Source organism: Prevotella sp. tc2-28, assembly GCF_900107705.1.
In the GTDB taxonomy this organism is placed as follows: domain Bacteria; phylum Bacteroidota; class Bacteroidia; order Bacteroidales; family Bacteroidaceae; genus Prevotella.
In genome coordinates, this window is record NZ_FNRE01000011.1 from 20,928 (window position 1) to 46,156 (window position 25,229).

Consider the following 25,229-nt stretch of genomic DNA (forward strand, 5'->3'; position numbering starts at 1 on the left):
GGCTTACTCCTCGTTTGCACTTGATTCAGAACGGAAACTCTCAAGGTCTTCTACCTGGAAGACCTTGATATATGCACTCTTTCCGAGAACATCTTCCTCTGTCATGCGGACATAGACGTTGGCACTCTTCTTGAAGAGCTCGGGAGCCTTGCTGGCATCACGGATAATAAGCAGACTCATCACAAGCTCGGCAGTCATATCGTATAGACGACGGGCTAGGAAGTCTTGAGCATCCTGATTCTCCAGTGCCTTCACGTTAGCAAGAGCCTCTTCATAAACGGGGATGAGTTTTTCAACGCGAGCTTTCAGTCCTGCCATACAATCGCAAGTCTGGAGGTTTGCAGCCATCTCCTTGATATTAGCCAACATAGTACCGTTGGTGATATAGCGGATAGCAGCAACCACCTGCAACTGAGTGGTACCTTCGTAGATAGAGAAGATACGAGCATCGCGGAACAGGCGTTGGCTCTTGTACTCCATGATGAAGCCAGAACCACCGTGAATAGAGATGGCGTCGTAGGCATTCTGGTTGGCATACTCAGAGTTCATACCCTTAGCCAGTGGCGTGAAGGCATCAGCTAAGCGCTGATACTTCTTCAACTCCTGCTTCTCCTCGGGAGTGAGTTTGCGGTCGCGCTCGATGTCTTCGAGGCACTTGTAAACATCCACGTAGCAAGCGGTCTCATACAACAGAGAACGACCGGCATCGAGCTTGGCCTTCATGCGAGAGAGCATATCGTAGACAGCAGGGAAGTTGATGATTGCTTCACCAAACTGCTGGCGCTCCTTAGCGTAGGTCAGTCCCTCGTTGTAAGCCTCCTGCTCAACACCTACCGACTGTGCAGCAATACCCAGACGGGCACCGTTCATAAGGGCCATCACATATTTAATCAGACCTAGACGAGTGCTACCGCAGAGTTCTGCTTTTGCATTCTTATAGGTCAGCTCACAGGTGGGTGAGCCGTGAATACCGAGTTTGTGCTCGATGTGACGCACGTCAACACCACCCTGGCGCTTGTCGTAGATGAACATCGACAGACCACGGCCGTCCTTGGTGCCTTCCTCAGAACGAGCCAGCACGAGGTGGATGTCGCTATCACCATTGGTGATGAAACGCTTCACACCATTCAGACGCCAGCAGTTCTCTTTCTCGTCGAAGGTGGCCTTCAGCATCACGCGCTGCAGGTCTGAACCGGCATCGGGCTCAGTGAGGTCCATCGACATGCCCTCACCAGCGCAAACACGGGGGATATACTTCTGGCGCTGCTCCTCTGAACCGAACTCATAGAGCGTATCGATACAGCTCTGCAGGCTCCAGATGTTCTGGAAACCGGCATCGGCAGCCGAAATCATCTCGCTCAGCATAGAGAACACTGCGTTAGGCAGATTCAGACCGCCGTAACGGCGAGGCATCGAGACACCCCAAAGACCAGCCTTACGGGTGGCATCGAGGTTCTCGTAGGTCTTAGAGGCGTAGATCATACGACCGTTCTCAAGGTGCGGACCTTCCAGGTCAACAGCCTCAGAGTTTGGCTCGATGATGTTGGCTGCCACGTCGCCAGTGATGTCGAGAATCTGCTTGTAGTTCTCGATGGCATCGCCCAGATCAACGGGGGCGTAGTCATATTCTTTCGCATCAGCGAAACCCTTTTCTTTCAGCTCAACGATACGAGCCATCAGGGGGTGGTTCAAGTAGAACCCGATCTCAGGATGATCGCTATAATAATTAGCCATAATATTATTCTTTGTTTTCTTGATTCTTCTTATAAATTCTTCCTCCTATTCTTGTGCCGGCTACTGTACCACAAATAAAAGCACAGAAGTTCACTAAAGCAGCAACTTTAAAATTGCCTTCCGTACTAAGGTAATAGGATACAGCAAGCAGTACAATAGCACAAAAAAGAAGGAAATATTCTAATGCTTTCATCTTACTTCGAGTTCTGCTTATAGTACTTAATCAGCTTCGGTACGACCTCTTCAACTGTGCCAACAATCACGTAGTCAGCAATACGATTGATAGGTGCATCGGGGTCACTGTTTACACTGATGATGATACCAGAGTCCTGCATACCGGCGATGTGCTGAATCTGTCCAGAGATACCGCAGGCGATGTACACCTTCGGATGAACGGTGACACCCGTCTGACCAATCTGACGATCGTGGTCGAGCCAGCCTGCATCAACGGCAGCACGAGAACCGCCAACCTCACCATGAAGCACCTTTGCCAACTGGAACAGCATGTCAAAATTCTCTTTCGAACCCATACCGTAACCACCAGCCACCACGATGGGCGCACCCTTCAGGTTGTGCTTAGCAGCCTCTACGTGGTGGTCGAGTACCTTCACGACGAAAGCCTCAGGACTAACATACTTAGAAACCTCGGGGTAAACAACCTCCTTCTTGCACTCGCCCTCATAGAGAGCCTTCTGCATCACACCACTACGAACGGTTGCCATCTGTGGACGATGGTCGGGGTTCACGATGGTAGCTACGATGTTACCACCGAAAGCCGGACGAATCTGATAGAGCAGGTTCTCATATACCTTATTATTCTTTTTGTCTTCGAAAGGTCCAATCTCCAGCTCAGTGCAGTCAGCAGTCAGACCAGAAGTCAGCGATGATGACACACGAGGACCAAGGTCGCGACCGATGACAGTAGCACCCATCAGACAGATCTGTGGCTGCTCCTCCTTGAAGAGGTTAACCAAGATATCGGTGTGGGGAGCTGAGGTGTAAGGGAACAGGTCCTTAGCGTCGAAAACAAACAGCTTGTCAACACCGTAAGGCAGAATCTGATCCTCCACCTTGCCCTTAATGCCTGTTCCAGCAACAATGGCGTGGAGCTCTACCTTCAGTTCATTGGCGAGCTTGCGACCTTTGGTCAGCAGCTCCTGAGATACTTCTTGTACCTGAGTACCTTCTATTTCGCAATATACAAATACGTTGTTCATATCTCTTTTTAACCAATAATCTTCTCGTCCAACAATTCTTTGATCATTCCCTCGATATCAGCATCAGAAGCCGTCAAAGTCTTCGACTCCTTAGCCTGGAACACGATGTTCTTGATGGCCTTCACCTTGGTGGGTGAGCCACTAAGACCACACTGGTTCACATCGCCGTCCACATCAGCCACGCTCCACTGGTTCAGATTCAGTTCGGGGCGCTCCTCATACAAATAGTCGTATGGCGTACCCTCAGCAGGACGTTCCATCGGACAGGTAGCACGCTTGTACTTCATCACCAGTTTCGCGTTCTGGGGACGACAGGGAACTGCACTACCATTCACGGTAATCACTACTGGCAGAGGAGCCTCTACAGTCTCCACACCACCGTCGATGACACGCTTGATAGTAGCCTTTCCATCCTTGACTGAGAGTACTTCCTCAGCGTATGTTACCTGGTTAAGACCTAACTTCTGAGCTACCTGAGGACCTACTTGAGCAGTGTCACCGTCAATAGCTTGGCGACCTCCTATCACGATATCTACATCGCCAATCTTCTTGATGGCAGTAGCTAGTGCGTAGGAGGTTGCAAGGGTATCAGCACCGGCAAACAAACGGTCGGTGAGCAACCAGCCTGTATCTGCGCCACGATAAAGTCCCTGACGGATGATTTCACCTGCACGTGGAGGACCCATCGTGAGGATTCCTACTGTTGAGCCTGGATTCTGCTCCTTCAAGCGAAGAGCCTGTTCCAGGGCGTTCAAATCTTCTGGATTGAAGATAGCGGGTAGAGCAGCACGATTTACCGTTCCTTCGGCAGTCATAGCATCCTTACCCACATTACGGGTGTCTGGCACTTGCTTGGCCAACACAACAATCTTTAAAGCCATAATTATTAATTAAATAATGTGTATTCTTTTCTGAAAAGCGGTGCAAAGGTACGTTTTTTTGCGCACACAGCCAAACAAAATGCACAAAAACAACATGTTTGTGCACAAAACATGCGGTTTGTGCAAAAAAATACTGTCCACTCTGAAAACATCAGTATGAACAGTATTTAGTAAACAGTTATATACGAGCTTATGCAGCTTTCTTAGTCTTTTTGGTTGTTTCTGCTTTCTTGATAAAGCGTCCTTTCTCATCACGAGCTGGGGTGGCCTTCTTGGTTTCTACCTTTTTAGTGTCAGCCTTTTTGATGAAACGACCTTTTTCGTCTCGAGCAGGAGTGGTCTTTTTAGCCTCAGTCTTCTTTGCCTCGGTCTTCTTCGTTGCAGTCTTCTTGCTTTCAGTCTTCTTAGCCTCTACCTTCTTAGTATCAGTCTTCTTAATGAAGCGTCCCTTCTCGTCACGTGCAGGTGTATTCGTCTTCTTAGTAGTAGTTGTTGCCTTCTTGGTAGCAGCTGCAGTGCCGTAGCAGCGCGTACACTCGTGGCGTCCCATCTTCTTGGCTTCTGCAGGGGTAGTACTCTTGACGTCTTTTGAATTGGTCAGATAGCTACATGACTTACTCTTGTGATAGGCTACGGCTCCGTCACCAGTTGAAATGTAAACGGTCTGTGCACTGGCAGAAACAGCCATTGCAACTAGAGCAATGAGTGATAACAGAATTTTTTTCATAACTTGTAAAATTAATGGTTATAAATAATCTATTTTACTGTAAAATCAAATCCGAAGGGATGTTCCTTAAACGATTCACTGCCCAGGCCGCCTTTGTAGAAGAAGCAGTATTCGCCTGGTTCCAGTTCCTTGGGGAAGGTTACCTCGAAGGTGTTGTTGTTAATCTCGTTGATTTCGAAATCAATGATGTTGCGGTTTGAAGCGTTTGTGCCTTCAAATCCTAAAACACTGTACGACATCTTGTCGGGGAATAGACGGCGTCCGCCCTTACCGTTTTTCTTAGGCTCTTTCACCTGCATCTTGATGCACTGGAACTCGTTGGGGTTCTGTATCGAACTCATCACAATTTGGTACCAGTTGTCGGCGCCCTGTTGGAAGCTCTCATTTTCTTTCTTGGGGAAGAAGAAACGGAATACCGGATGACGTCCGTTCTCGCCTTCCATTTGTAGCTTTGAAGTGGCACCAGGCAGCATCAGCTTTTGGACGTCCTTTCCTGATGACATCAATGCAACGGCACCAGCTGCAGTAGCAGCGGCAACACCATCTGAAGGCTTGTTTCCTGATATGGCAGAACCAGCAATCAGTGCACCTGCTCCCATCAAGGCTATAGTACCCAGGTTAAAGCCCTTCGATTCCTTCTCAAACTGCGTGCGGAACATTTTCTTAGGCTTTCCTCCTCCTGTCGGGTTCCACCAAAGTATACCCTCATAGCCAAAGTCGGTCTTGGCAACCTTTTGGATGAATGTGGTAAGTGAAGGTTCTGCACCAGCCGCTTTCAGTTGGCGCATGAAGTCTATGCTATAGGTGATTTTCCGTTCGGTACTATTCTCAATGGCACCAATGATTTCTTCTGAAGAAAATCCTTCCTTAAGCAGTTCCAGAACTGTTTCGTTAGTCATCGCCTCGTTTTGAGCTGAAGCCATTAGCGCTATTACTGCCATGCAGGCAGTCATTAAAATTCTTTTGATTCTGAGTTTCATTGTTCTATTAGTTTAGGTAATAATATTATTTGTTTGTTTGCAAAAGTACAAATAGTTTCCCGATTCTCCAAATGTAGAAAGTAATTTTTTTGCAAAATATGTTTTTTTATTTTGTTTTTTCCGTTCTTCTTTGTATCTTTGCAGCCATAAGATGTATTTGTACTATGGCATTGAATCTGAATAAGAATCTCAAGCTCTATTATTCCATCAAGGAAGTTGCTGACATGTTTGGGGTCAACGAGAGCACATTGCGTTATTGGGAGCAGGAGTTTCCTTACTTGAAACCCAAGACCAGCGGACCCTCCAAGATACGTCAGTATCAGGAGAAAGACATTGAGCAGATTCGCCTGATACATAATCTTGTGAAGGTACGGGGCTTTAAGTTGGCTGCTGCAAAGAAGATTATCAACAGCAACAGGGATGGAGCCGACAAGAAAGCAGAAGTGCTTACCAAGTTGATAAGCATACGCGCAGAGCTTCAAGCCTTAAAAAAACAAATGGACTACCTTGAGTAGCCCATTTGTTTTTATTTCGCCTTCATCATCTCCTTGATAGCAGCTTCTAACTGGCGGTCATGTCCGTTGATGTAATCTTCTGGAGTGTTAAAGACCTCGATGTCTGGGAACAACTCTTGGTTTTCCATGAACTGGTTGTTCTTGTCCCATTTACCGACTTGCGGGATACCGAAGACCAAAGTGCGGTCCATCAGCGTCTCCCACCAAACAGAGGTCGCCGTACCGGCAACGGGTGTACCGATTAGTTTGCCGATGCCCAGTTCACGGTATACCCAGGGGAATCCGGAACCGTTGCTGTAGCAGTCTTCATTCATTAGCACGCATGAGGGCTTTACCCACTTGTTGAACGGGTCACGTCCTACATATTTGTTATTAGGTACGAAGCGGTGGTATTCGCGTCCGCTCAGCAAGGTACACAAGTCATCGTGCAGCCATCCGCCACCATTGCCACGCTCATCCACGATGACGGCGTCCCTGTTGCGGTTTTCGTCGCTCAGCAGTTCGCTGTATACATTGCGGAAGTTCTCACTATTCATCGCCTTTACGTGAACATAAGCCAATCGTCCGCCAGACAGACTGTCAACCAGTTTGCGGTTTCGGTCTACCCAACGCTTGTACAGCAACTCGTCAAGATTAGTCTGTGATACCGGTTTGATGACGATGTCGTTGCGTTTCCCGTCCTTGGGATTGTATACTGTGACGTGGATACGCTTTCCTGCCTTGCCGTCAAGCATATAGTAGTAGTCCTTGCCTTTCTTGATGTCCTGACCATCAATTTTCTCGATGATGCATCCTGCGGTGACACCGGTGTTACGCACGGCAAATGGTCCACGTTTGATGACCTCTTCGATACGCAGGCCATCACCCTCGTAGGCTTGGTCGATAAACACGCCAAGGTGGGCAGTCTTAAGTGCAGCTCCAGTGGGATAGTAGCGGGCACCAGTGTGAGAACCATTCAGTTCACCCAGCATTTCGCTCAGCATGTCGCGGAAGTCGTAATTATTGTTGATGTAAGGCAAGAAACGCTCATAATTCTTACGGTAGCCTACCCAGTCGATGCCATGTATCGTGGAATCGTAGAATTTCTCCTTAACCTGTCTCCATACGTGGTCGAATAGGTATTGGCGCTCCTGATAAGGACGACGGTCGAAGGGTGCTTCGAACACAATCGCTTCCGACTTGTTCTTTGCGAGGTCTATTTTTTTGATACCTCTTGAGCAGAGGTAGAGCGTTTTGAACTTGCTATCCGTCTGCATGGTACTGTTTCCGACGTTTTTCAGCACCAATTCTGTTTTGTCCTCTAGCAGGTCGTGTTTCCAAAGGTCGTATCCGTCTTCGAACGAAGCCTGATAGTAAAGTGTGTCGCCCTTGGGACTCAGTACTGCATCTCCTAGATGACTAGAGTTAACCGTCAGGCGTACGATGCGGTCTCGGCAGTTATCCAGGTCGAACACCAATTTTGCAGGTTCCTTCTTGGCGGGTTCTGTTTTCTTTTTCTTCTTGTCGGCAGACTTTTTGTCCTTGTTTTCTGTGTCCTTTGCTTTCTTCGCCTCTTTGGCTGCCTCGTCGTATAAAGCCTTTTCCTCCTTGTTCATTTGGAAACGCTCGTAGGCATCCAGGTCGAAGAACATGAGGTAGACATCTTCCTCGGCACCCCAGCTACCATGACTGCGATAACCTGCACGGTCGCTGGTAAAGAGCATGCCCTTGCCGCCCAAGGCCCATTTGCCGTAACCGTTGCTGTAACCGCTGTTTGTCAGATTGTAAGGTGCTTTCTTCCCTGATGCGTCAACCAGTGCGATGTCAGGGCTGTGCCAACCGCCGTTGCCGATATAGCTCGACAACAGCCAATGACTGTCAGGACTCCATTCAAACCAGAGGTCGCCGTCGCTGTATGAATAGTTGTACTTCCCGTCCAGTACGGTGCGTACCTGTTTGGTGGCGACATTGAGAATACGCAGGTCTGCACGGTTCTCGAAGAAGGCAATCTCCTTGCCGTCTGGACTGTATTTAGGTTGCATCGACACACGGTCCGTCTTTGTCAGCTGTTCCTCTTTTAGGTCGGTAGCATATGCAAACTGTTTCTCACCCTTGTTCTGGATGGTCGTCTGATACAGTTGCCAAACTCCGTTACGCTCAGAGGCGTATGCCAGAGTGCGTCCGTTGGGTGCGAAACTGAGGTTACGCTCCTGCTCTGGTGTGTTGGTGACACGCTTGGTTGTCTTGTAGTCGAGTGAGGTAACATAGACGTCGCCGTGCATGATGAAAGCAATCTCCTTGCCATTTGGCGACAGGCATATCTCGGTGGCACCTGTCGTTTCCACTAGACGTATGAGGTCCTTGTCGCTACGGTCAGCTGTTATTGTGATGCTGACCTTCTGCTCCTTTCCGTTCGTCAACGTGTATATTTCACCATTATATCCGTAGCAAAGCGTCCCGTTCTTGGCAGCAGTCAGATAGCGGACGGGGTTTTGCTGATGGTGTGTCAGCTGTTGTGCTCCCGAACCGTCGATGTTGCGTTTCCATACGTTGAAGGTGCCGTCCTGTTCACTTAGGTAGTAGAACGACTGGCCGTCGGCAGCCCATACCGGGTTACGGTCCTCACCGCGGAACTTGGTCAGTTGTGTAAACTGTTCACCTCTCTTCAGCCAGATATCACGTGTGATAGCCGACTGGTGGTGCTTGCGGAACGGATCCTCATAGCCTTTGTAATCGTGGTAGAGCACATCTCCACGACTGTTGATGCTAATGTCCTCCATGGTGATAACCGAGAACAGCCGTGGGCGTTCTCCCTTGGTGCTGACTTCATAAACTTGGGGGAAGCTGCGTGGGATAACGATAGCTTGTGCCGTAGGTATCAGCTTCGTTTTGAACAACACATGTTCATTATCCTTGAAGGCCAAAGGCAGTTCGTCGTTGCTGTGGGTGGTCAGTCGGGTCGGGTTTCCTCCATTCCGGTTTATCAGGTAGACGTCAAAGCTTCCTTCGCGCGTAGAAGCGAAGGCGATGTTTTGGCCGTCAGGGCTCCAGATAGGGTAGGCATCATAAGCGGGGTTGGTTGTTAACTGCCGAGCTTCGCCTCCCGAGGCAGCTACGGTATAGATGTCTCCTTGATAGGAGAACGCAATGGTCTGTCCGTCAGGTGAGATGGCACTGAAGCGCATCCATAATGGGTTCTCCTGTGCGCTGACGTTTAATAAGGCAACACATGCAAGTGCGGTCAATAGTTGTTTTCTCATATGTTAGTTTTTATGGGTTCCATGTGTCATTGATGCTGAACACAGCCTCTCGTGTAATCTTCATAGCCTCCTTCTTGGTTAGTTGTCGGCCCCATGCTACGCGCTTGCTGGTGTCTGCGCCTTCGCCGCGGTTGTTGTACTCCATATAGCGACAAGTCTTGTCAGCGCCCTCGCGCCATTTGTGCCATCCCTCTGGAGCGATGCCGCGAGGCAGTTCGCAGTTCATGAACAGTGTGTATCCGTAGTCGCGCCAGGGACGTCCGAGGAAAACCTTGTTCACCTTTTGGTTGATGGTGATGCGGCAGTTGTTGAAGATGTATCCGTAAGGCACATCCTTGGGCGTTGAGGCTGCTGTGATGTATGAATTCGCCTTACAAAAGATGTCACAGTTCTCAAACCATGCCGTCGAGGGTCCGAATATGAAGTCGGTTGTTCCTTCGATGTAGCAATGGTCGAAGAATAGACGTGTCTTGGCATTGCCAGTATAGATGGTATCCTGATGTCCTAGGAATCGGCAGTTGATGAATGTCAGCCTGTCGCCTTCGGTGTGTAATGCAACAGCCTGTCCTAGTCGTGCTGAGTTGTTTTCTATGGTGATGTTCTTCAGGGTGATCTTGCTTCCTTCTATCTTCAGTGTGAAGGTGCGGAAGGTTCCTATCTTCTGAGAAGGTCCTTGCGCGGTGAGTGGTGAGATGTCCGCCTTGATATTGGCGTGATCGTCCCATGTGATGATGGTGTTGTCACGGTCTTCACCGCATATCTCTATATTGGTGAGCCACTGTGGTATGATGAGTTTCTCCTTGTAGGTGCCTTTCTTGACATAGATGACCTTATGGTACTCCATAAAGGCGCGGCATACCTCGATGGCGTCGCTGATGTTACGGAATTGTCCGGTGCCGTCTCGGCTGACCACAAGGGTATCCGGGTTGTCGTAGCTAGCGGCTTGTGCGCTCACAAATCCCATGAGGGCACAAATAAAGCAGATAAGATTTTTCATTGTAGGTAGTTTGTCGTTTTTATAATTGGATTACATAATCTGTGTTACATCCTGTAGTCCGTCGACACCCTTCAGTTGGTTGATAATCTCCTTGACATCCTCGCGGTCGTGAACGCGAAGTTCGATGGTTCCGTCGAAGACGCCGTCCTCACTGTCGATGGTCAGTTTGTGGATGTTGACATTCATCTGCTTCGAGATGATGCGCGACAAGTCGAGTAGCATGCCTACGCGGTCGATGCCTTGCAGACGGATGGTAGCGTCGAAGTATAGTTTCTTGTGCATGTCCCATTTGGCATCGAGGATGCGGTTGCCGAAACTAGCCTTTAGCTTGGCGGCTACGGGACAGCTGCGCTTGTGTATTTCTATCTGGTGCTTGCCGTCAATGAATCCCAGGACGTCGTCGCCGGGGATGGGGTGACAGCAGTGTTTGAACTTATATTGTCTGATGTTCTCGTCACTGATGTAGATAGGTTTCTTACGATTGAACTTCTCCGGTACGACGAACAACTCCTGTTGTTCCGGTTCTTTCTTTTGCTTGTTTCGACCAAGGAAGGGAACAAGTTTGCGCCATCCGCCATTCTTCGTGTTCTTGCCCTGCAACTCGTCGATATCCTTTTCGCCCAGCAGGATGGTTTTCTCAGCCAGTCCGATGAAGAAGTCCTCCCGGTTACGACTCTCATGGAATTCCGTCAGCTGGTCGGCCGCATTGATTTGGTCGGCGATGTTGTTCTTCTTCAGGAATTCATCGAGCATCTCCTCGCCTTTCTTCTGAAGTTCCCGGCTGTTTTTGCGCAGGATGGCCTGTATCTTCGCTTTTGCCTTTGCCGTGCTCACGAAATTAATCCATGAGGGCTGTACGTGTTGCGAGTTTGAAGTCAGGATTTCCACCTGGTCGCCACTTTGCAGCTTATGGCTCAGCGGAACCAGCTTATGGTTCACCTTGGCTCCGATACAGTGGGAGCCCAGGAAAGTGTGTATGCTAAAGGCGAAGTCGAGTGCCGTACATCCGGTAGGCATTGTCTTGATTTCGCCCTTGGGGGTGAATACAAAGATTTCCGAGGCGAAGAGGTTCAGCTTGATGGCATCCAGGAAGTCCATTGCGTCCGGCTGTGGGTCGTCCAGAATCTCCTTGATGGTGCGCAGCCAATCGTTCAGTTCGTTCTCGTCCTCCGTATATTCTACGTCCTCGCCTTCCTTATATTTCCAATGGGCGGCAAAACCCTGTTCGGCTATCTCGTCCATTCGGTCTGAGCGTATCTGCACCTCTATCCAACGTCCTTGTTTTGACATGAGGGTGACGTGCAGGGCCTGGTATCCGTTGGCTTTCGGGTGGTTCAGCCAGTCGCGCAGCCGGTCAGGATGGCTCTTGTATATCTTCGAGATGGCGACGTAGATATTGAAGCATTCGTTGACCTCCTCCTCGCGTTTCTCTGGTGTGAAGATGATGCGTACGGCCAGTATGTCGTATATCTCGTCGAAAGTGACGTGCTTGTTTTGCATCTTGTTCCAGATGGAATAAGGTGTTTTCACGCGCTCCTTGATTTCGTATTTGATGCCCATCTGCTTCAGCGACTCCTCGATGGGTGCGGTGAACTGGTCGAACAGTTCATGACGTGACGCCTCCGTGTCTGCCAGCTTGGCTTTAATGCTGGCATATTCCTCAGGATGCTCGTAGTGGAAACTTAGGTTCTCCAGCTCCGACTTAATCTTGTAGAGTCCTAGTCGGTTGGCGAGTGGTGCATAAATATATAAGGTCTCACCGGCTATCTTATATTGCTTGTTAGCAGGCTGCGACTGGAGCGTGCGCATGTTGTGCAGGCGGTCGCAAATCTTGATGAGGATGACGCGAATGTCGTCGCTCATAGTAAGCAGCAGTTTCTTGAAATTCTCTGCTTGTGCTGAGGCTTGCTCACCGAAGATGCCACCACTGATTTTGGTTAGTCCATCGACAATCTGTGCCACTTTCGGACCGAATATGTTGCTGATGTCCTCGGTGGTGTAGTCGGTGTCTTCCACTACGTCGTGCAACAGGGCTGCACAAATACTTGTAGAGCCCAGTCCTACCTCTTCGCAAGCAATCTGGGCGACGGCGATGGGGTGCATGATATAGGGCTCGCCCGAAAGACGGCGCACACCTTTGTGTGCCTGTTTGGCAAAGTTGAACGCCTTGGTAATGATGTCAACTTTCTTGCGGTGGCGTGATGCCATATAGTTGTCCAACAGGCGCTGGAAGGCGTCGTTTATCAGTTTCTCATCATCTGCTTCGTGCATCATCTGCTCGTCGTCCATAGTCTTTTCTCCTATACCTTTATATATAATGGTGTCCTTATCTGCGTCTTCTCGAGCGGCGTCCCTTGCTGCGACGCTTACTCGTCGTGGCGCGTTTCTTGCTGGCGCGTGTTGCCCGGCGCTTGCTGGCTCGTGATCCTCGCTTGCCTTTCTTATAGCTGCGTTTGCTCTTGTGGTAGTAGGTGGGTACGTCGTCATTCACTTCCACCTCGGTACGCTTGTTCAGCAGTTCGTCAACCTTGTATGTGTAGACAGAGTCTTCCGCATCGATGAATTTCCCGACCTCCGACTGAGGGAGTCTCAGTGGTGACGGTTCGGTGGCACCCGGTATGATGTCGCGTCGGTACATAGGGTTCAACGACCGCAGCAGATCAATGTTGATGCCCACCACATTGGCAACCTGTTCCAGATGCATGGTCCTGTTCACCATCACGGTGTCGGTCTTGGCAGGCAGACGTGTGGTCATCGGACAGATGTTATGCATGGAGTAGTAGGTCATGATGTAGTTGGCTGCGATGAAGGCGGGTACATAGCCACGTGTCTCCTTGGGCAAGTAGGGGTAAATCTGCCAATAGTCCTTCTCGCCGTTGGTGCGATGGATGGCCTTGTTGATATTTTCTGGTCCGCAGTTATAGGCAGCAATGACCAAGTTCCAGTCGCCGAATATTCTATAGAGGTCTTTCAGGTAGCGTGCTGCGGCGTATGAAGCCTTTACGGGGTCCCTTCTTTCGTCGACCAGCGAGTTGACTTGCAGGCCATACTGCTTGCCGGTTGTCAGCATGAACTGCCACAGTCCAGTGGCCCCCACGCGGCTGACTGCCTTTGGGTTCAGTGCCGACTCGATGATAGGCAGGTATTTCAGTTCCAGTGGCAACTGATAAGCCTCCAGCGCCTCCTCGAAGATGGGCATGTAGAAGTTGGATGCTCCCAGCATATAGCTGATGGAGTGGCGCAGGCGTCCGCTGTATCGGTCGATGAATTTCTGTACGACTTCGTTATAGGCCATCTCCATCATGTTGGGCAGACGGCTCAGTCGGTCGATGTATTCCTCTTTCGTGTAGACGGGGTTTACGTCGCGCATGTTGCAGTCGCTGGGCTCGTCCAGATAGGTCTTTGCCATATAGAGGTTCAGCAGGCTGTCAAGGTCGTAGGTCATGGCCTCCGGGAATTCGATGACTTCCTGTCGGCCTTTCTGGTCGGTCACGGTAATCTCGTCGTCTATTGTCTCGTCCTCTTCGGCAGTGTTCACCTGAGCTGTTGTGCTGACGGTGAGCATCAGGGCGATAATCGTGCTGATAGTCTTTATCTTCATTTTTCTACTTTACTTGTGTTTAGAAATTCAGGCTGCAGTTGAAACCCAGTGACTGGGCTTGCAGCGGGTTTCCTCCACCGTGGTTTGGAATGACCGCGGGTGATATTTTCAGGCTGAGGTCCTTCGAGATGTCAAATACCGACAGTTCGGCATCCACGTAGGCGTCGATAACGGAAAGTGCGTAGACGCCAATCATGACGAAGAAGCTCAGGTCGCGCCATCTGCGGTATTTGTCCTTTCGGCTTTTGAAGATTTGCTTATAGCGTTCTTCGTTGCTTTCGTCGATTTTCACGCCCAGGTGCAGGAATCTGTTGTAGCTGGCGGTGTTGGGGTCGTCGTCCATGATGTCGATATAGGCCTGCGAGTAGTCTTTGTACATCATGTTGTTCCACGTCAGTGCGTAGATACATCCCACGAATCCGCCGTAGATGATGGGCAGTTTCCAGTATTTCCTGTTGTATATCTGTCCGGCTCCGGGCAGTACCAGTGCGAGCCATAGTGCACGCTGTGGATTAGGTTTCCAGGTGTTCCAGTCGCGTTTGGGTTTGATTTTTTTTCCTTTCATGACGACCACCGACGCCGAGTCACCCTCAGTTATCACGGTGTCACCGAGGAGTTGCTTGGAGTCGGCTTTGGCTAACGAGTCCATTACGGCCAAGTCTTCCGTCTGCGCCTGACAACAGGTGGCAACCAGAAACATGATGATGCTGATGATCCACTTACCCATTCGCTCCGTCCAGCGCGTTCATGATGCGCTCCAGTTGTTCCTCGTTGTCAAATTGAATACTGATTTTTCCCTTCCCTTTAGGTGAGCAGGTCATCTGGACCTTAGCCTGGAAGAACTGAGCCAGCCGGTCGCGCAACAGGTTGTATTCCTCGGGCAGTTTGTCTTTGACGGATATCTTGCCGGTGGCGGTTTTCACTTCCTCGCCGTTCTTCAGTGCCTGTACCAGTTCCTCCACCTTGCGGACGGAGTATTGGTTCTGCAGGATTTCCTTGAACAGCTTGATTTGCTGCGAGGGACTGTCGATGGCCAGCAGTGCCCGGGCGTGTCCCATCTCTATCTCGTGGTTCTTCAGGGCTATCTGAACTTGTGCGGGCAACTTCAGCAGTCGCATGTAGTTGGTCACGGCGGCGCGGCTTTTTCCCACACGTTCTGATATCTTGGCCTGTGTCATGCCGGTCTCGTCTGCCAGGTGTTGGTAGGCGAGTGCTATCTCGATGGCGTTCAGGTCCTCACGCTGTATGTTCTCCACGAGTGCCATCTCCATCACGCCTTGGTCTTCAACGGTGACGATGTAGGCGGGGATCTTGGTCAGTCCGGCAATCTGTGAGGCTCTCCATCGGCGCTCACCGGCTATGATCTGGTATTTCTGTCCGTCCACCTTGCGGAGGGTGATGGGCTGTATGATGCCCAGTTCGCGGATGCTGGTGGCCAGTTCCTGCAGGGCCTCGGCGTCAAACTCACGGCGTGGCTGGTTGGGGTTGGGCTCTATCTGTGCGATGTCTATCTCGTTCAGGTTCGACGAGCCTTCGGTCTTCACCTCGCTGTGGGTGTCGATGAGTGCGTCGAGTCCGCGTCCGATGTCGTCGAGTCCGCGTCCCAGCACGCTGCGGTCGTATTTCTTCTTTACTGCCATTTGTTTTCTTAGCTGTTCTTGTTGATGATTTCCTTGGCGAGAGCCAGGTGGTTCTTTGAACCCGTAGAGTCGGCGTCATACAGGATGACGGGCAGTCCGTGCGAGGGGCTTTCCGACAGTTTGACGTTGCGCTGGATGACGGTTTTGAAGACGAGTTCCTGGAAGTGTCGTTTCACCTCGTCGTAGATTTGGTTGGCCAGTCTGAGGCGCGAGTCGTACATGGTCAGCAGGAAACCTTCTATCTCCAGCTTGGGGTTCAGTTTTGTCTTGATGATTTTGATGGTGTTGAGCAACTTCGAGATGCCTTCAAGTGCAAAGTATTCGCACTGCACGGGGATGATGACGGAGTCGGAAGCCGTCAGTGCGTTGACCGTGATGAGGCCCAGCGAGGGCGAGCAGTCGATGAGAATGTAGTCGTATTCGTCGCGCAGTGGCTTTAGAATCTCGGCTAATACCTGTTCGCGCTTGTCCAGGTTCAGCATTTCTATCTCGGCGCCTACCAGGTCGATGTGGCTGGGTATGATGTCCAGTCCGTCAATGTCGGTAGTGTATATGGCATCGTGAACGTCGGCTTTATCAATAATACACTCGTATAGCGAGCATTCTACCTCCTGGATGTTGACGCCCAGTCCGCTCGAAGCGTTGGCTTGCGGGTCGGCATCAATGACCAGCACCGTCTTCTCGAGTGTGGCCAGCGATGCAGCCAGGTTGATGGTCGTCGTCGTCTTGCCGACGCCTCCCTTCTGGTTTGCTAAAGCTATAATCTTTCCCATAATCTATCCTTGTTTGCTTATATAATAGGTTGCAAAGGTACGGATAAAATATGAGAACGGGGCATAAATTAAGAAATATTATCATTTGGTAGGCCAGTTGACCAGGTAGAGCTGTTCGGTGGCTCGGGTGAAGGCGGTGTAGAGCCAGTGGATGTAGTCAGCTGACAGCATGTCGTCGGTCATGTATCCCTGGTCTACGTATACGTGTGCCCACTGTCCGCCCTGCGCCTTGTGGCAGGTGGCAGCGTATCCGAACTTGATCTGCAGGGCATTGTAGTGTCGGTCTTCGCGCAGTTTCTTCAGCCGGTCGGGCTTCAGGGGAATGTCCGCATAATCTTCCATCACCTGGTTGTACAGCTGCGTCTGCTGCTGGTGCGTGAGTGCGGGTGCCTCTGAGGTCAGCGTGTCCAGCAGCACGGTGGCGGTCAGTTCGTAGTCGTCGTAGTCGGGGAAGGTCATGGTGACCTCGGCGAATCGGAAGCCGTAGAGTTGCTCCACGTGGCGCACTCGGCGGACTATGGCGCGGTCGCCGTTGGCGATGTAACCTAAGCCCCCTAAGTTAGGGGACAAAGACGTCCAGTAGTAGTTGTTCTTGACAATCATCAGCAGGTCGCCGGAGCACAGTTCCTCCTCCCTGCCCAGCACCATGTTGCGGATGCCCTGGTTGTAGATGTTGGCGCGCTTGTTGGAGCGCGTGATGACCATCGTCTCGTCCGTACCCACGTGGCTGTAGCTGGAGGCGAGCGATTCGATGAGCTCGTCGCCGGGCATGCGTCGGATGTCGCTGAAGCCTTCGAAGCGGACGGCGGGCATCTGCATGGGGCCGTCGTGGGTAATCAGCTGGCGTATCATGGTGGCGTTCCACAGGATGCCCGACTCCTGGCTCTGGCGTAGCACCTCGTTCAGGTCGCACTCGTGAACGTGCAACCCATAGCTTCGCATGATGTCGGTCTGCAGGGCGGGACTCTCCTCCTCGCCGACGGGGGGCAGCTGGGCGGTGTCGCCGATGAGCATCATGCGGCAATTCCGGCCGTTCTTGCGTCCCTCTGGTAGCAAGCGTCCTTCGGCCGAGCGATAGACGAACTGTATCAGGTCGTCGAGCAATTGTCCGTTGGCGAAGGGCGTGTCGCCGACGGTGGTCGCATTGGCCACCATCGACGCCTCGTCGACGATGAACAGCGTGTCCTGTGCCGTGTTGTAATTGAGGTTGAACGCGCCCTCCATCGACTTCTGGCGGTAGATGCGGCGGTGGATGGTGTACGCCGGGTGCCCGGCATAAAGGGAAAAGACCTTGGCGGCGCGCCCCGTGGGAGCCAGCAGCACGATTTTCTGCTGCAGCGAGCACAATGCGCGCACCAAAGCCGCCGCCAGCGTGGTCTTGCCCGTACCTGCCGAGCCCCGCAGAATCATCAGCGACTGCTCGTGACGGTCGGTCATAAACTGGGTGAAAACCTCGATGGCACGCTCCTGCTCGGCGGTAGGTGCGAAGCCAAAGGCATTCCGGATGCGATATGTCAGTTCGTCAACGATCATGGCGCTTGCAAAAGTAGGCCATTCTTTCCAATTATCCAAATATCTCCGTTGAAAATTTAGTCCGTCCCGACGGACTGCCAGTCCGAACGGCTCGGACTGAGAGTCCGAAGCCTACGGACTAATTGCAACTATTAAGACTAAAAGTTGTAGCACCATAACTCAGGGCTATTTTCCAATAAGCGTTCCTTATTTGCGCCAGAAAAAAAGTTTTTTCGATTTTACCCTCCCTTCCTCCCTTTTTCACTCGGAATCCTTTTATTTACTGGGGTTCACGGACGGGAGGGATGTTTGTTTTCCCTCCCGTCTCCCTCCCGTCCAGGGTCCCTTGTTTTCAAAATGTGAGGGAGCGAACCCTAAAAAGGGAGGGTAACGGGAGGGACAATCATTCTCCCTCCCGTGCCTCAAACGCCCTGTACATCGGCATTTGAGAGGGGTGACGGGAGGAAGGGAGGGTAAAATAGCAATCCCTTGTTTTTTGTTGAGTTTCCCATCTTCGTCGATACTATCTCGACTTCCTATATCGGATGTCAGTCACTGAAGTGAACCTTTCAGTTGTGTCCAACTTTTTGGGTTCACTTCAGCGACAAAGATAACTAATATCTTTCAAATCACAATAATCTTAACGTCTTGGAAAAGCAAGTTTTGACAATTTTTATATTTTTCGGCGAATCCCTTGATTTGCAGCGTTTGCAAAAAGTAACGGGAAATATTGGAAGTGTCGGGGGAAATGATTACCTTTGCACGCGTAATGATAAGTAATAGTAAGACAAACATGATTCTCGCGCTTGTGGCGCTGGCACTGGCGGTGCTTTGCGTGATGAGTATTGTGAAGTAATCAGGTAAACAGGTAAGACACATGACTGACAATGCAACCAATTCCACACGGCGACTTGTGATTAGGATAAGCAAGAACAGCCTGTCGTTCTCCACAACGGAGGGCGAAGAGGTGAAGTATGTGCCGTATGCACTGAACAGCAGTATATCGATAGCCGCCAACATGCGCGAGGCGCTGCGCACGGTGGAGATGCTGCGGCAGCCGTACCACAGGGTGCTGGTGATGGTCGACGCACCGGTGCTGATGGTGCCCGCCGAGGAGTTCGACGAGTCGGCGGTGGACGAGCAGTATCGCCACACCTTCACTCGCGTGGAGCAGCGGGTGGTCATGTACACGGTGCTGGCCGACCTGAACGCGGTGGCGGTGTTCGCCATGCCGAAAGACCTGCGCATGGTGCTGACCGACGCCTTCGAATCGGTGCGCTTCGTGGCTGCCCTGACGCCGCTGTGGAACCACCTGAACAAGCGCAGCTATACCGGACAGCGCGGCAAGCTGTTTGCCTATTTCCACGAGAAGCACCTCGACGTGTGCAGCTTTGTCCAGAACCGATTCCGCTTCTGCAACAGCTACGAGGTGAGCGGCGCGAGCGATGCGATATACTACATGCTGGCGGTATGGAAACAGCTGGGACTGTCGGCAGACCACGACGAGCTGTTCCTGACGGGCGACATCGTGGAGCGCGATGAGCTGAAAGAGGAGCTGGACCAGTTCATCAAGCGCATCTTCATCGTCAACCCCGTGGGCGAGTTCAACCGCGCCAGCGTAGCACAAATCAAGGGCATCCCCTACGACCTGGTGACACTTTACGTGAAAGGACTTTAAGACACCATGAGAATCATTACAGGACGATACAAAGGCAGGCATTTCGACATTCCGCGCACGTTCAAGGCGCGCCCCACCACCGACTTTGCCAAGGAAAACATCTTCAACGTGCTGACGCAGTATGTGGACTTCGACGGAGCCACGGCGCTCGACCTCTTCTCCGGCACCGGCAGCATCTCGCTCGAACTCTTGTCACGCGGATGCCAGCAGGTGGTGAGCGTCGAAATGGACCGTGACCATCACCGCTTCATACAGGACTGTCTGAAGAAGCTCGATACCAAGGCGTGCATCCCCATCCGCGGCGATGTGTTCCGATTCCTGAAAAGCTGTAGGCAGCAGTATGACTTCATCTTTGCCGACCCGCCATACGCACTGAAGGAACTGCCCGAGATTCCCGACCTCGTCATCGGCAGGCAGTTGCTGAAGGACGGCGGCATCTTCGTCTTTGAACACGGCAAAGACTACGATTTCTCCAACCATCCGCACTTCCTGGAGCACCGCAGCTATGGCAGCGTGAATTTCTCGCTGTTCACAGCAGCGGAGAGACCAGTCGGATAACACTCTCACCCAACCGCTTGATGAACCTGGGATTCAGCCGTTGCGGAATCTCATGCAGCGGCGTGCTCATCGACTGGTCGTCGAGGAAAATCTTCTTCATGCGCAGTGCCGTTCCCTCGTCGTAGATGAAGACGTTGGCTTCGAAATTGTTCTCGAAGGAACGGAAGTCGACATTCGTGGAACCGCAGGAAGACAACGAGTCGTCGCACACAATCAGCTTGGAATGGATGAACCCCGCATGATAGAGGTAGATGTGGGCTCCGGCATGATGCAACTCGCGCAGATAGGAGCGTGAGGCCCAGTCGGCGAAACGCGCATCGGAGTGCTTCGGACAGATGATACGCACGTCGACACCACCCAGCGCGGCGGTCTTCAGCGCGAAGAGCACGGGGTCGTTGGGCAGGAAGTAAGGCGTCTCGATATACAGGTAGCGACGGGCAGCAAGTACGGTGCGCACGAAGCCTTGCATGATTTCAGGATAGGATGACGTCGGACCGCTGGTGACAACCTGTGCGATGCAGTTGTTGGAGACACCCGTCAGCGCGGGGTAGTAGCTGCGGTCGGTGATGAGCGTGCGGTCGACGAAGTACCAGTCGACGAGGAACGTGCGCTGCAGACTGTACACCACGCCGCCCGTCAGCCGCAGCATGGTGTCGCGCCAAGGCTGTCGGCCCGTCCCCTTCACATAGCGCAGGGCGATGTTCATGCCACCGATGTAGCCCACCTGTCCGTCGATGACAATCAGTTTGCGGTGGTTGCGGTAGTTGGCCTTGCTGGTGAACGTGGGGAAATGCACGGGCAGGTAAGGCACCACCTCGACACCGTTGCGGCGCATGGACTCGAAGAACGAGCGGTCTACCTTCCAGCAACCCACATCGTCGTAGATGACACGCACCTCGACACCCTCCTTGGCTTTCTCAGCCAGCGCGTCGGCAACAAGGCGTCCCAGCGCATCGTCCTCGATGATGTACATGTCGATATGGATGTGGTGGCGCGCCTGGCGGATGTCCTTCAGCAACTCGGGGAAGAAGGCGTAGCCGTCGGTCATGATGTCGACGGTGTTGTCCTTGAACGGCAGCGACATGCTCTGGTTGACAAACAGGTCGACGAGTTGCCGGTAGTGGTCGGGCACGCGGAAGTCGTGCTGTTCGACAAAGCTGAGCATGGAGCGCTTGGAAAGCTGGTCGAGCGAGCGCTGGCTGACGAGTCGCTCGCGCCGGTGGTTGACGCCGAAGAAGAGGTAGAGGATGATGCCGACGATGGGTACGAAGAAGATGACCAGCGCCCACGCCATCGTCTTCGCCGGTTGGCGGTTGTCCATGATGACGTGGATAATCGTCAGGGCAATGAGTATCCACGAGAGGGTGGCACCTATGATGTAGAGTAGACCGTGCATATGGGCTATGGGCAGTTAGCTATGATACAATGACATCGGAACCCAGTCGGCGAGCCAGTTCGTTGCGCAGCGTCTGCGCATCTTGATAGGCCGTCATCAGCTCCTTGATGCGCTGCATGTCGCTTCCCGCCTCCTTCAGTTGTCGCTGCAGGACCTTCAACTGCTGGCTGACAATGTCCATGCGGAAGTCGAGAATGAGGTGGGTGATGCGCTGACGCAGCTGTGCCTCGCCCTCGTTCAGTGCGAAGTTGCGGCTCAGCTGATGGGACTCGATGCCGATGCTGGCAGCCAGTTGGCTGATTTGTGGGTCGGGATGCTGCATGAAGTAACGCTCCGACTCGAAACCGGGGTCGGCGGAGTGGGCTACGGCTTCCTGCAGAATGCGGTTGTAGCGGTCGTCGCTGAAGGTGAGACCGTCGCTGCCTAGGTCGTAGTCGATGTATTGCGCCACGTTGAGGTCGATGAATTGGCCGTCTTCGGTTTCCATCCCGCTGAAGATGACCTCGTTGCCGTGACGGATGATGTTCTTGACGAGCAGGCGCTCCACCTCCTTGTCCTTGGGGGTCAGTCCGGTCATCGACAAATCGGCGGTCGGCTGTGGCGCTTCTTGCTCCCGTTCCTGTTCGCGGGCGATGCGCTTCTCTGCCTCCTCGCGTTCGCCGGCAATGTATTTGTTGGTCTGCGAGATGAGGGTGCGCTCGTCAACGTCGAGCCGTTGCGAGCAGTCCTTGATATACGCTGTGCGCACCATCGGGTCGGGGATGACGGCGATGGAGCGTATGATGTTGTTGATGGCTTCGGCCTTCTTGATGGGATCGCTGACTCCTTTCAGCAACAGGTCGGTCTTGAACTGGATGAAGTCGGTCTGATGGCTGTCGATATACTCCTTGAACTCCTGTGCCGTATGCTTGCGACTGAACGAGTCGGGATCGTCGCCGTCGGGCAACAGCAGCACCTTGACATTCATCGCTTCTGCCAGCAGCATGTCGGTACCGCGCATGGCGGCATGGATGCCTGCCTCGTCGCCGTCGTAGAGCAGCACGATGTTCTGCGTGAAGCGCCGCAACAGCTTGATCTGGTGGATGGAAAGGGCGGTGCCGGAGTTGGCGACTACGTTCTCCAGACCGCACTGGTGCATGGCGATGACGTCGGTATAGCCCTCGACCATGTAGACGCAATCTTCCTTGACGATGGCTTTCTTGGCCTGGTAGATGCCGTAGAGCTCGCGCTCCTTATGGTATAACTCGGAGTCGGGGGAGTTGACGTATTTCTGCTGTACGCCCTTGGTGGCTGCGTCCAACTTACGTCCACCGAAGGCCACGACCTTGCCGCTGACGTTCATCCAGGGAAAGATGGCGCGGCCGGCAAAGCGGTCGTAGATGCCTCGCTCGTTCTGAATGGCAAGTCCTGTCTTTATCAGAAACTCGTCCTTGTAGCCCTTGCGCTTGGCTTCGTTGCACAGGGCATCGCGCTTGGTAAGTGCAAAACCCAGCTGGAACTTGTTGATGATATCGTCGCGGATGCCTCGGCTGCGGAAATACTGCTTGCCAATGGCCTGGCCGTCGACGTCGTTCAGCAATATCTCATGAAAATACTGGCAGGCCCATTCGTTGACCACAAACATGGACTCACGTTCTGACTGCTCACGCTTCTCGTCGTCGGTAAGCTCGCGCTCCTGAATATCGATGTTGTATTTCTTGGCTAGCCAGCGCAATGCTTCTGGATAGGTAATCTGCTCGTGTTTCATGAGGAAATTGACGGCATTGCCACCCTCACCACATGAGAAACACTTGCATATCTGACGGGCTGGTGACACCATGAACGACGGTGTCTTGTCATCGTGAAACGGACACAGACCTTTGTAGTTAACGCCCGACTTGCGGAGGTTAACAAATTCGCCGACCACATCCACGATGTTGACAGCGTCCATAATCTTGTCTACGGTCGCCCTGTCTATCATCTATCGGTTGTACTTCTTCAAAAGTCCCTTCACCAGCTTGCCGTATTCTTTGATAACGTCGTCAGACCACGGACCGGTGGCTGTGGCACGCGGAAGCAGCATGGAGCACGACTCGTTCTTGTCGCTGATGCTCCAGCACACCCAACTGATGCCCAGGCGCTCGCACATCTGTATCCACTGCTCTTCGCTCTCGGGGTCTATCTTGCCGTCGCCACTGGCTTCGGTGGCACCGCTCTCGGAGATGAAGACGGGGATGCCTTTCTTGACAGCTGCCTCGGTGCGCTCACGCAGGTATTCGCCATGGGTGGCTGCATAGAAATGAACGGTATACATGATGTTGCTGAAACCCTCGAGCGGGCTCTCGGCAACGAGGTGGATGTCCTGATCCCAATGCGGACAGCCTACCAATACGATGTTGTCGGCGTCGTATTTGCGAATCTCACCAATCACCTCGGTGGCATATTTCTTCAGGTCTGCCCAGGTGTCTTCCACGGGCTCGTTGTAAATCTCGTAGATGACGTGTGGGTACTTGCCGTATTTCTTGGCCATCTGGCCGAAGAATTGCTTGGCTTCCTTGGTCTGCAGAACGTGAGAGTGCCAGTCGATGATGACATAGACGTCGTTCTTGATGGCTGACTCAATGACGGGCGTGATGCACTGCATGGCAAACTTGGGATTCTCCAGATAGTTGTCTTCGATGAGGATGCCCATGGCTGCACGAACCACGCTGGCATGCCAGTCGTTATGAAGTGTCTGGACGACTTTCTTGTTATAAAAACGTGGCCAAAGGTTGTGCCATCCCAGGCTGACGCCACGCAGGATGACGGGACGTCCCTGTTGGTCGCAGAGCTGTGCGCCATTGACTTGCAGTTGACCGTATTTTTTTACGGGAGCTTGTGCCTGAGCGGTGGCAAGGAACAGGCAGGAGAGAATAATGGTCAGTAGTGTCTTCATTGTATGCAATTTAAAAAAGTGATAACGTGTAAAGGTAGACAACGGCAGCAGGGATGGCCAGCAACGAGGAATCGAAACGGTCGAGCATTCCACCGTGACCCGGAAGAATGTTGCCGGAGTCCTTGATGCCTAGCGTGCGCTTGAAGAGACTCTCCACCAAGTCGCCCCAGGTACCGAACACGACGACAACGAGTCCCAGTCCTAGCCATTGCGGTGTGGTGAGCATCGAACCGTCGAGGTAGTAGCTGATGGCATAGGCTGCAGCCAATACGAACACGGCGCCTCCGACGGATCCCTCCCAGGACTTGCCCGGACTGATGCGTGGGAAAAGCTTGTGACGACCTAATAACGAACCGACACAGTAGGCTCCGGAGTCGTTAACCCACAGAAAGACGAAAACGGACAGGGGCAACAGGGTGTTGAAAGTCACCAGCCCGTTGTTGGTTGCCGTGAACGCCAATACGTTTAGCAACGAGAAGGGCAGGGCGATGTATAGCTGCGAGAACATGGTGTAGGCCCAGTCTTGTATGGGGTCGGCTTGCTTCAGGTAAAGCTCGGCAACCAGCAGGTAGATGATGGTGACCAGATAGGGAATGAATACCACCGACTTGGCACTGCCACCGTACAGGTCGCTGCAGAAATAGGTCATTGAGAAGAAGAAATAGATGCCTGCCACCGTGCAGATGAACCGGTTGACGGTAACATCTTCGCGTTCGTTCACCAGACCAGTGAACTCCCAGATGGTCAACCCTGTCACAATACTGAACAACAGCACCATCGCCTCCGGACGTAGGAACGAGGCGACGATGGCTGCCACAAAGATAATGCCTGTAAAGGTACGTACGATAAAATTCTTCATATCGTTTT

General features: G+C 52.3%; 21 protein-coding genes. 3 read left to right on the top strand and 18 right to left on the bottom strand.

The window, feature by feature from the left end; all coding sequences use genetic code 11:
• Positions 1–3 precede the first annotated feature (3 nt).
• The 6 genes from BLU47_RS10405 to BLU47_RS10430 all read right to left on the bottom strand — a co-directional run bounded on the left by BLU47_RS10405 (position 4) and on the right by BLU47_RS10430 (position 5,482).
• Positions 4–1,734: an acyl-CoA dehydrogenase family protein gene (locus BLU47_RS10405; RefSeq protein ID WP_091962175.1), complete on the bottom strand. Its 1,731-nt coding sequence runs from the start codon at positions 1,732–1,734 to the stop codon at positions 4–6.
• Positions 1,735–1,738: 4 nt separating this feature from the next.
• Positions 1,739–1,927, bottom strand: a complete 189-nt coding sequence (locus tag BLU47_RS10410; RefSeq protein WP_072289292.1) for a hypothetical protein — start codon at positions 1,925–1,927, stop codon at positions 1,739–1,741.
• A gap of 1 nt (position 1,928) precedes the next feature.
• On the bottom strand, positions 1,929–2,951 hold the full coding sequence (locus BLU47_RS10415) for an electron transfer flavoprotein subunit alpha/FixB family protein (RefSeq protein ID WP_091962178.1): 1,023 nt from the start codon (positions 2,949–2,951) through the stop codon (positions 1,929–1,931).
• A gap of 8 nt (positions 2,952–2,959) precedes the next feature.
• On the bottom strand, positions 2,960–3,832 hold the full coding sequence (locus BLU47_RS10420; RefSeq protein ID WP_091962181.1) for an electron transfer flavoprotein subunit beta/FixA family protein: 873 nt from the start codon (positions 3,830–3,832) through the stop codon (positions 2,960–2,962).
• A gap of 190 nt (positions 3,833–4,022) precedes the next feature.
• The gene (locus BLU47_RS10425) at positions 4,023–4,559 is read right to left on the bottom strand and encodes a hypothetical protein (RefSeq protein WP_143025540.1); all 537 of its coding nucleotides are present in this window, start codon (positions 4,557–4,559) and stop codon (positions 4,023–4,025) included.
• Between the two features lie 29 nt (positions 4,560–4,588).
• A complete protein-coding gene (locus tag BLU47_RS10430) occupies positions 4,589–5,482 on the bottom strand; it encodes a hypothetical protein (RefSeq protein WP_091962186.1) in 894 nt (297 codons plus the stop codon).
• A 221-nt stretch (positions 5,483–5,703) separates the two neighbouring features.
• Here BLU47_RS10430 and BLU47_RS10435 point away from each other — a divergent pair, with 221 nt between their 5' ends.
• Positions 5,704–6,054: a MerR family transcriptional regulator gene (locus BLU47_RS10435; protein WP_091962189.1), complete on the top strand. Its 351-nt coding sequence runs from the start codon at positions 5,704–5,706 to the stop codon at positions 6,052–6,054.
• An 11-nt stretch (positions 6,055–6,065) separates the two neighbouring features.
• Here BLU47_RS10435 and BLU47_RS10440 read toward each other — a convergent pair whose 3' ends face one another.
• From BLU47_RS10440 to BLU47_RS10475, 8 genes are all read right to left on the bottom strand, one after another.
• Positions 6,066–9,293 (bottom strand): S41 family peptidase, encoded by a 3,228-nt coding sequence (locus BLU47_RS10440; RefSeq protein ID WP_091962191.1) that lies wholly within the window; start codon positions 9,291–9,293, stop codon positions 6,066–6,068.
• 10 nt (positions 9,294–9,303) lie between these two features.
• Positions 9,304–10,290 carry a pectinesterase family protein gene (locus tag BLU47_RS10445; RefSeq protein ID WP_091962194.1) on the bottom strand — a complete coding sequence of 329 codons (987 nt, stop codon included), beginning with the start codon at positions 10,288–10,290 and terminating at the stop codon, positions 9,304–9,306.
• 30 nt (positions 10,291–10,320) lie between these two features.
• Positions 10,321–12,579 (bottom strand): RelA/SpoT family protein, encoded by a 2,259-nt coding sequence (locus tag BLU47_RS10450; RefSeq protein WP_091962195.1) that lies wholly within the window; start codon positions 12,577–12,579, stop codon positions 10,321–10,323.
• A 37-nt stretch (positions 12,580–12,616) separates the two neighbouring features.
• On the bottom strand, positions 12,617–13,891 hold the full coding sequence (locus tag BLU47_RS10455) for a lytic transglycosylase domain-containing protein (RefSeq protein ID WP_091962198.1): 1,275 nt from the start codon (positions 13,889–13,891) through the stop codon (positions 12,617–12,619).
• Between the two features lie 19 nt (positions 13,892–13,910).
• Complete coding sequence (locus BLU47_RS10460; RefSeq protein ID WP_091962200.1) at positions 13,911–14,618, bottom strand: DUF5683 domain-containing protein; 708 nt, start codon at positions 14,616–14,618, stop codon at positions 13,911–13,913.
• On the bottom strand, positions 14,611–15,531 hold the full coding sequence (locus BLU47_RS10465) for a ParB/RepB/Spo0J family partition protein (protein WP_091962203.1): 921 nt from the start codon (positions 15,529–15,531) through the stop codon (positions 14,611–14,613). Before BLU47_RS10465 ends, BLU47_RS10460 begins: the two co-directional genes overlap by 8 nt.
• 8 nt (positions 15,532–15,539) lie before the next feature.
• Positions 15,540–16,304 carry a ParA family protein gene (locus BLU47_RS10470; RefSeq protein ID WP_091962205.1) on the bottom strand — a complete coding sequence of 255 codons (765 nt, stop codon included), beginning with the start codon at positions 16,302–16,304 and terminating at the stop codon, positions 15,540–15,542.
• 81 nt (positions 16,305–16,385) lie between these two features.
• Positions 16,386–17,837 carry an ATP-dependent DNA helicase gene (locus tag BLU47_RS10475; RefSeq protein WP_091962208.1) on the bottom strand — a complete coding sequence of 484 codons (1,452 nt, stop codon included), beginning with the start codon at positions 17,835–17,837 and terminating at the stop codon, positions 16,386–16,388.
• Between the two features lie 856 nt (positions 17,838–18,693).
• On the opposite strand from BLU47_RS10475, the gene BLU47_RS10485 reads away from it, so the two are divergent.
• Together BLU47_RS10485 and BLU47_RS10490 are read left to right on the top strand one after the other, a co-directional pair.
• The gene (locus BLU47_RS10485) at positions 18,694–19,494 is read left to right on the top strand and encodes a DUF3822 family protein (protein ID WP_091962213.1); all 801 of its coding nucleotides are present in this window, start codon (positions 18,694–18,696) and stop codon (positions 19,492–19,494) included.
• A 6-nt stretch (positions 19,495–19,500) separates the two neighbouring features.
• Positions 19,501–20,052, top strand: a complete 552-nt coding sequence (locus BLU47_RS10490) for an RsmD family RNA methyltransferase (protein WP_091962217.1) — start codon at positions 19,501–19,503, stop codon at positions 20,050–20,052.
• On the opposite strand, the gene cls is transcribed toward BLU47_RS10490, so the two are convergent.
• Genes cls through BLU47_RS10510 form a run of 4 tightly spaced genes read right to left on the bottom strand, consistent with a single transcriptional unit; the run spans position 20,024 to position 25,221 of the window.
• Entirely contained in the window at positions 20,024–21,457 is a 1,434-nt protein-coding gene (cls, locus tag BLU47_RS10495; protein WP_369796980.1) for a cardiolipin synthase, read from the bottom strand. The genes BLU47_RS10490 and cls overlap by 29 nt on opposite strands.
• A 10-nt stretch (positions 21,458–21,467) precedes the next feature.
• Positions 21,468–23,408: a DNA primase gene (dnaG, locus tag BLU47_RS10500; RefSeq protein WP_091962222.1), complete on the bottom strand. Its 1,941-nt coding sequence runs from the start codon at positions 23,406–23,408 to the stop codon at positions 21,468–21,470.
• Positions 23,409–24,362: a glycoside hydrolase family 5 protein gene (locus BLU47_RS10505; RefSeq protein ID WP_091962226.1), complete on the bottom strand. Its 954-nt coding sequence runs from the start codon at positions 24,360–24,362 to the stop codon at positions 23,409–23,411.
• Between the two features lie 10 nt (positions 24,363–24,372).
• Positions 24,373–25,221: a phosphatidate cytidylyltransferase gene (locus tag BLU47_RS10510; protein ID WP_091962229.1), complete on the bottom strand. Its 849-nt coding sequence runs from the start codon at positions 25,219–25,221 to the stop codon at positions 24,373–24,375.
• Between the last annotated feature and the right edge of the window lie 8 nt (positions 25,222–25,229).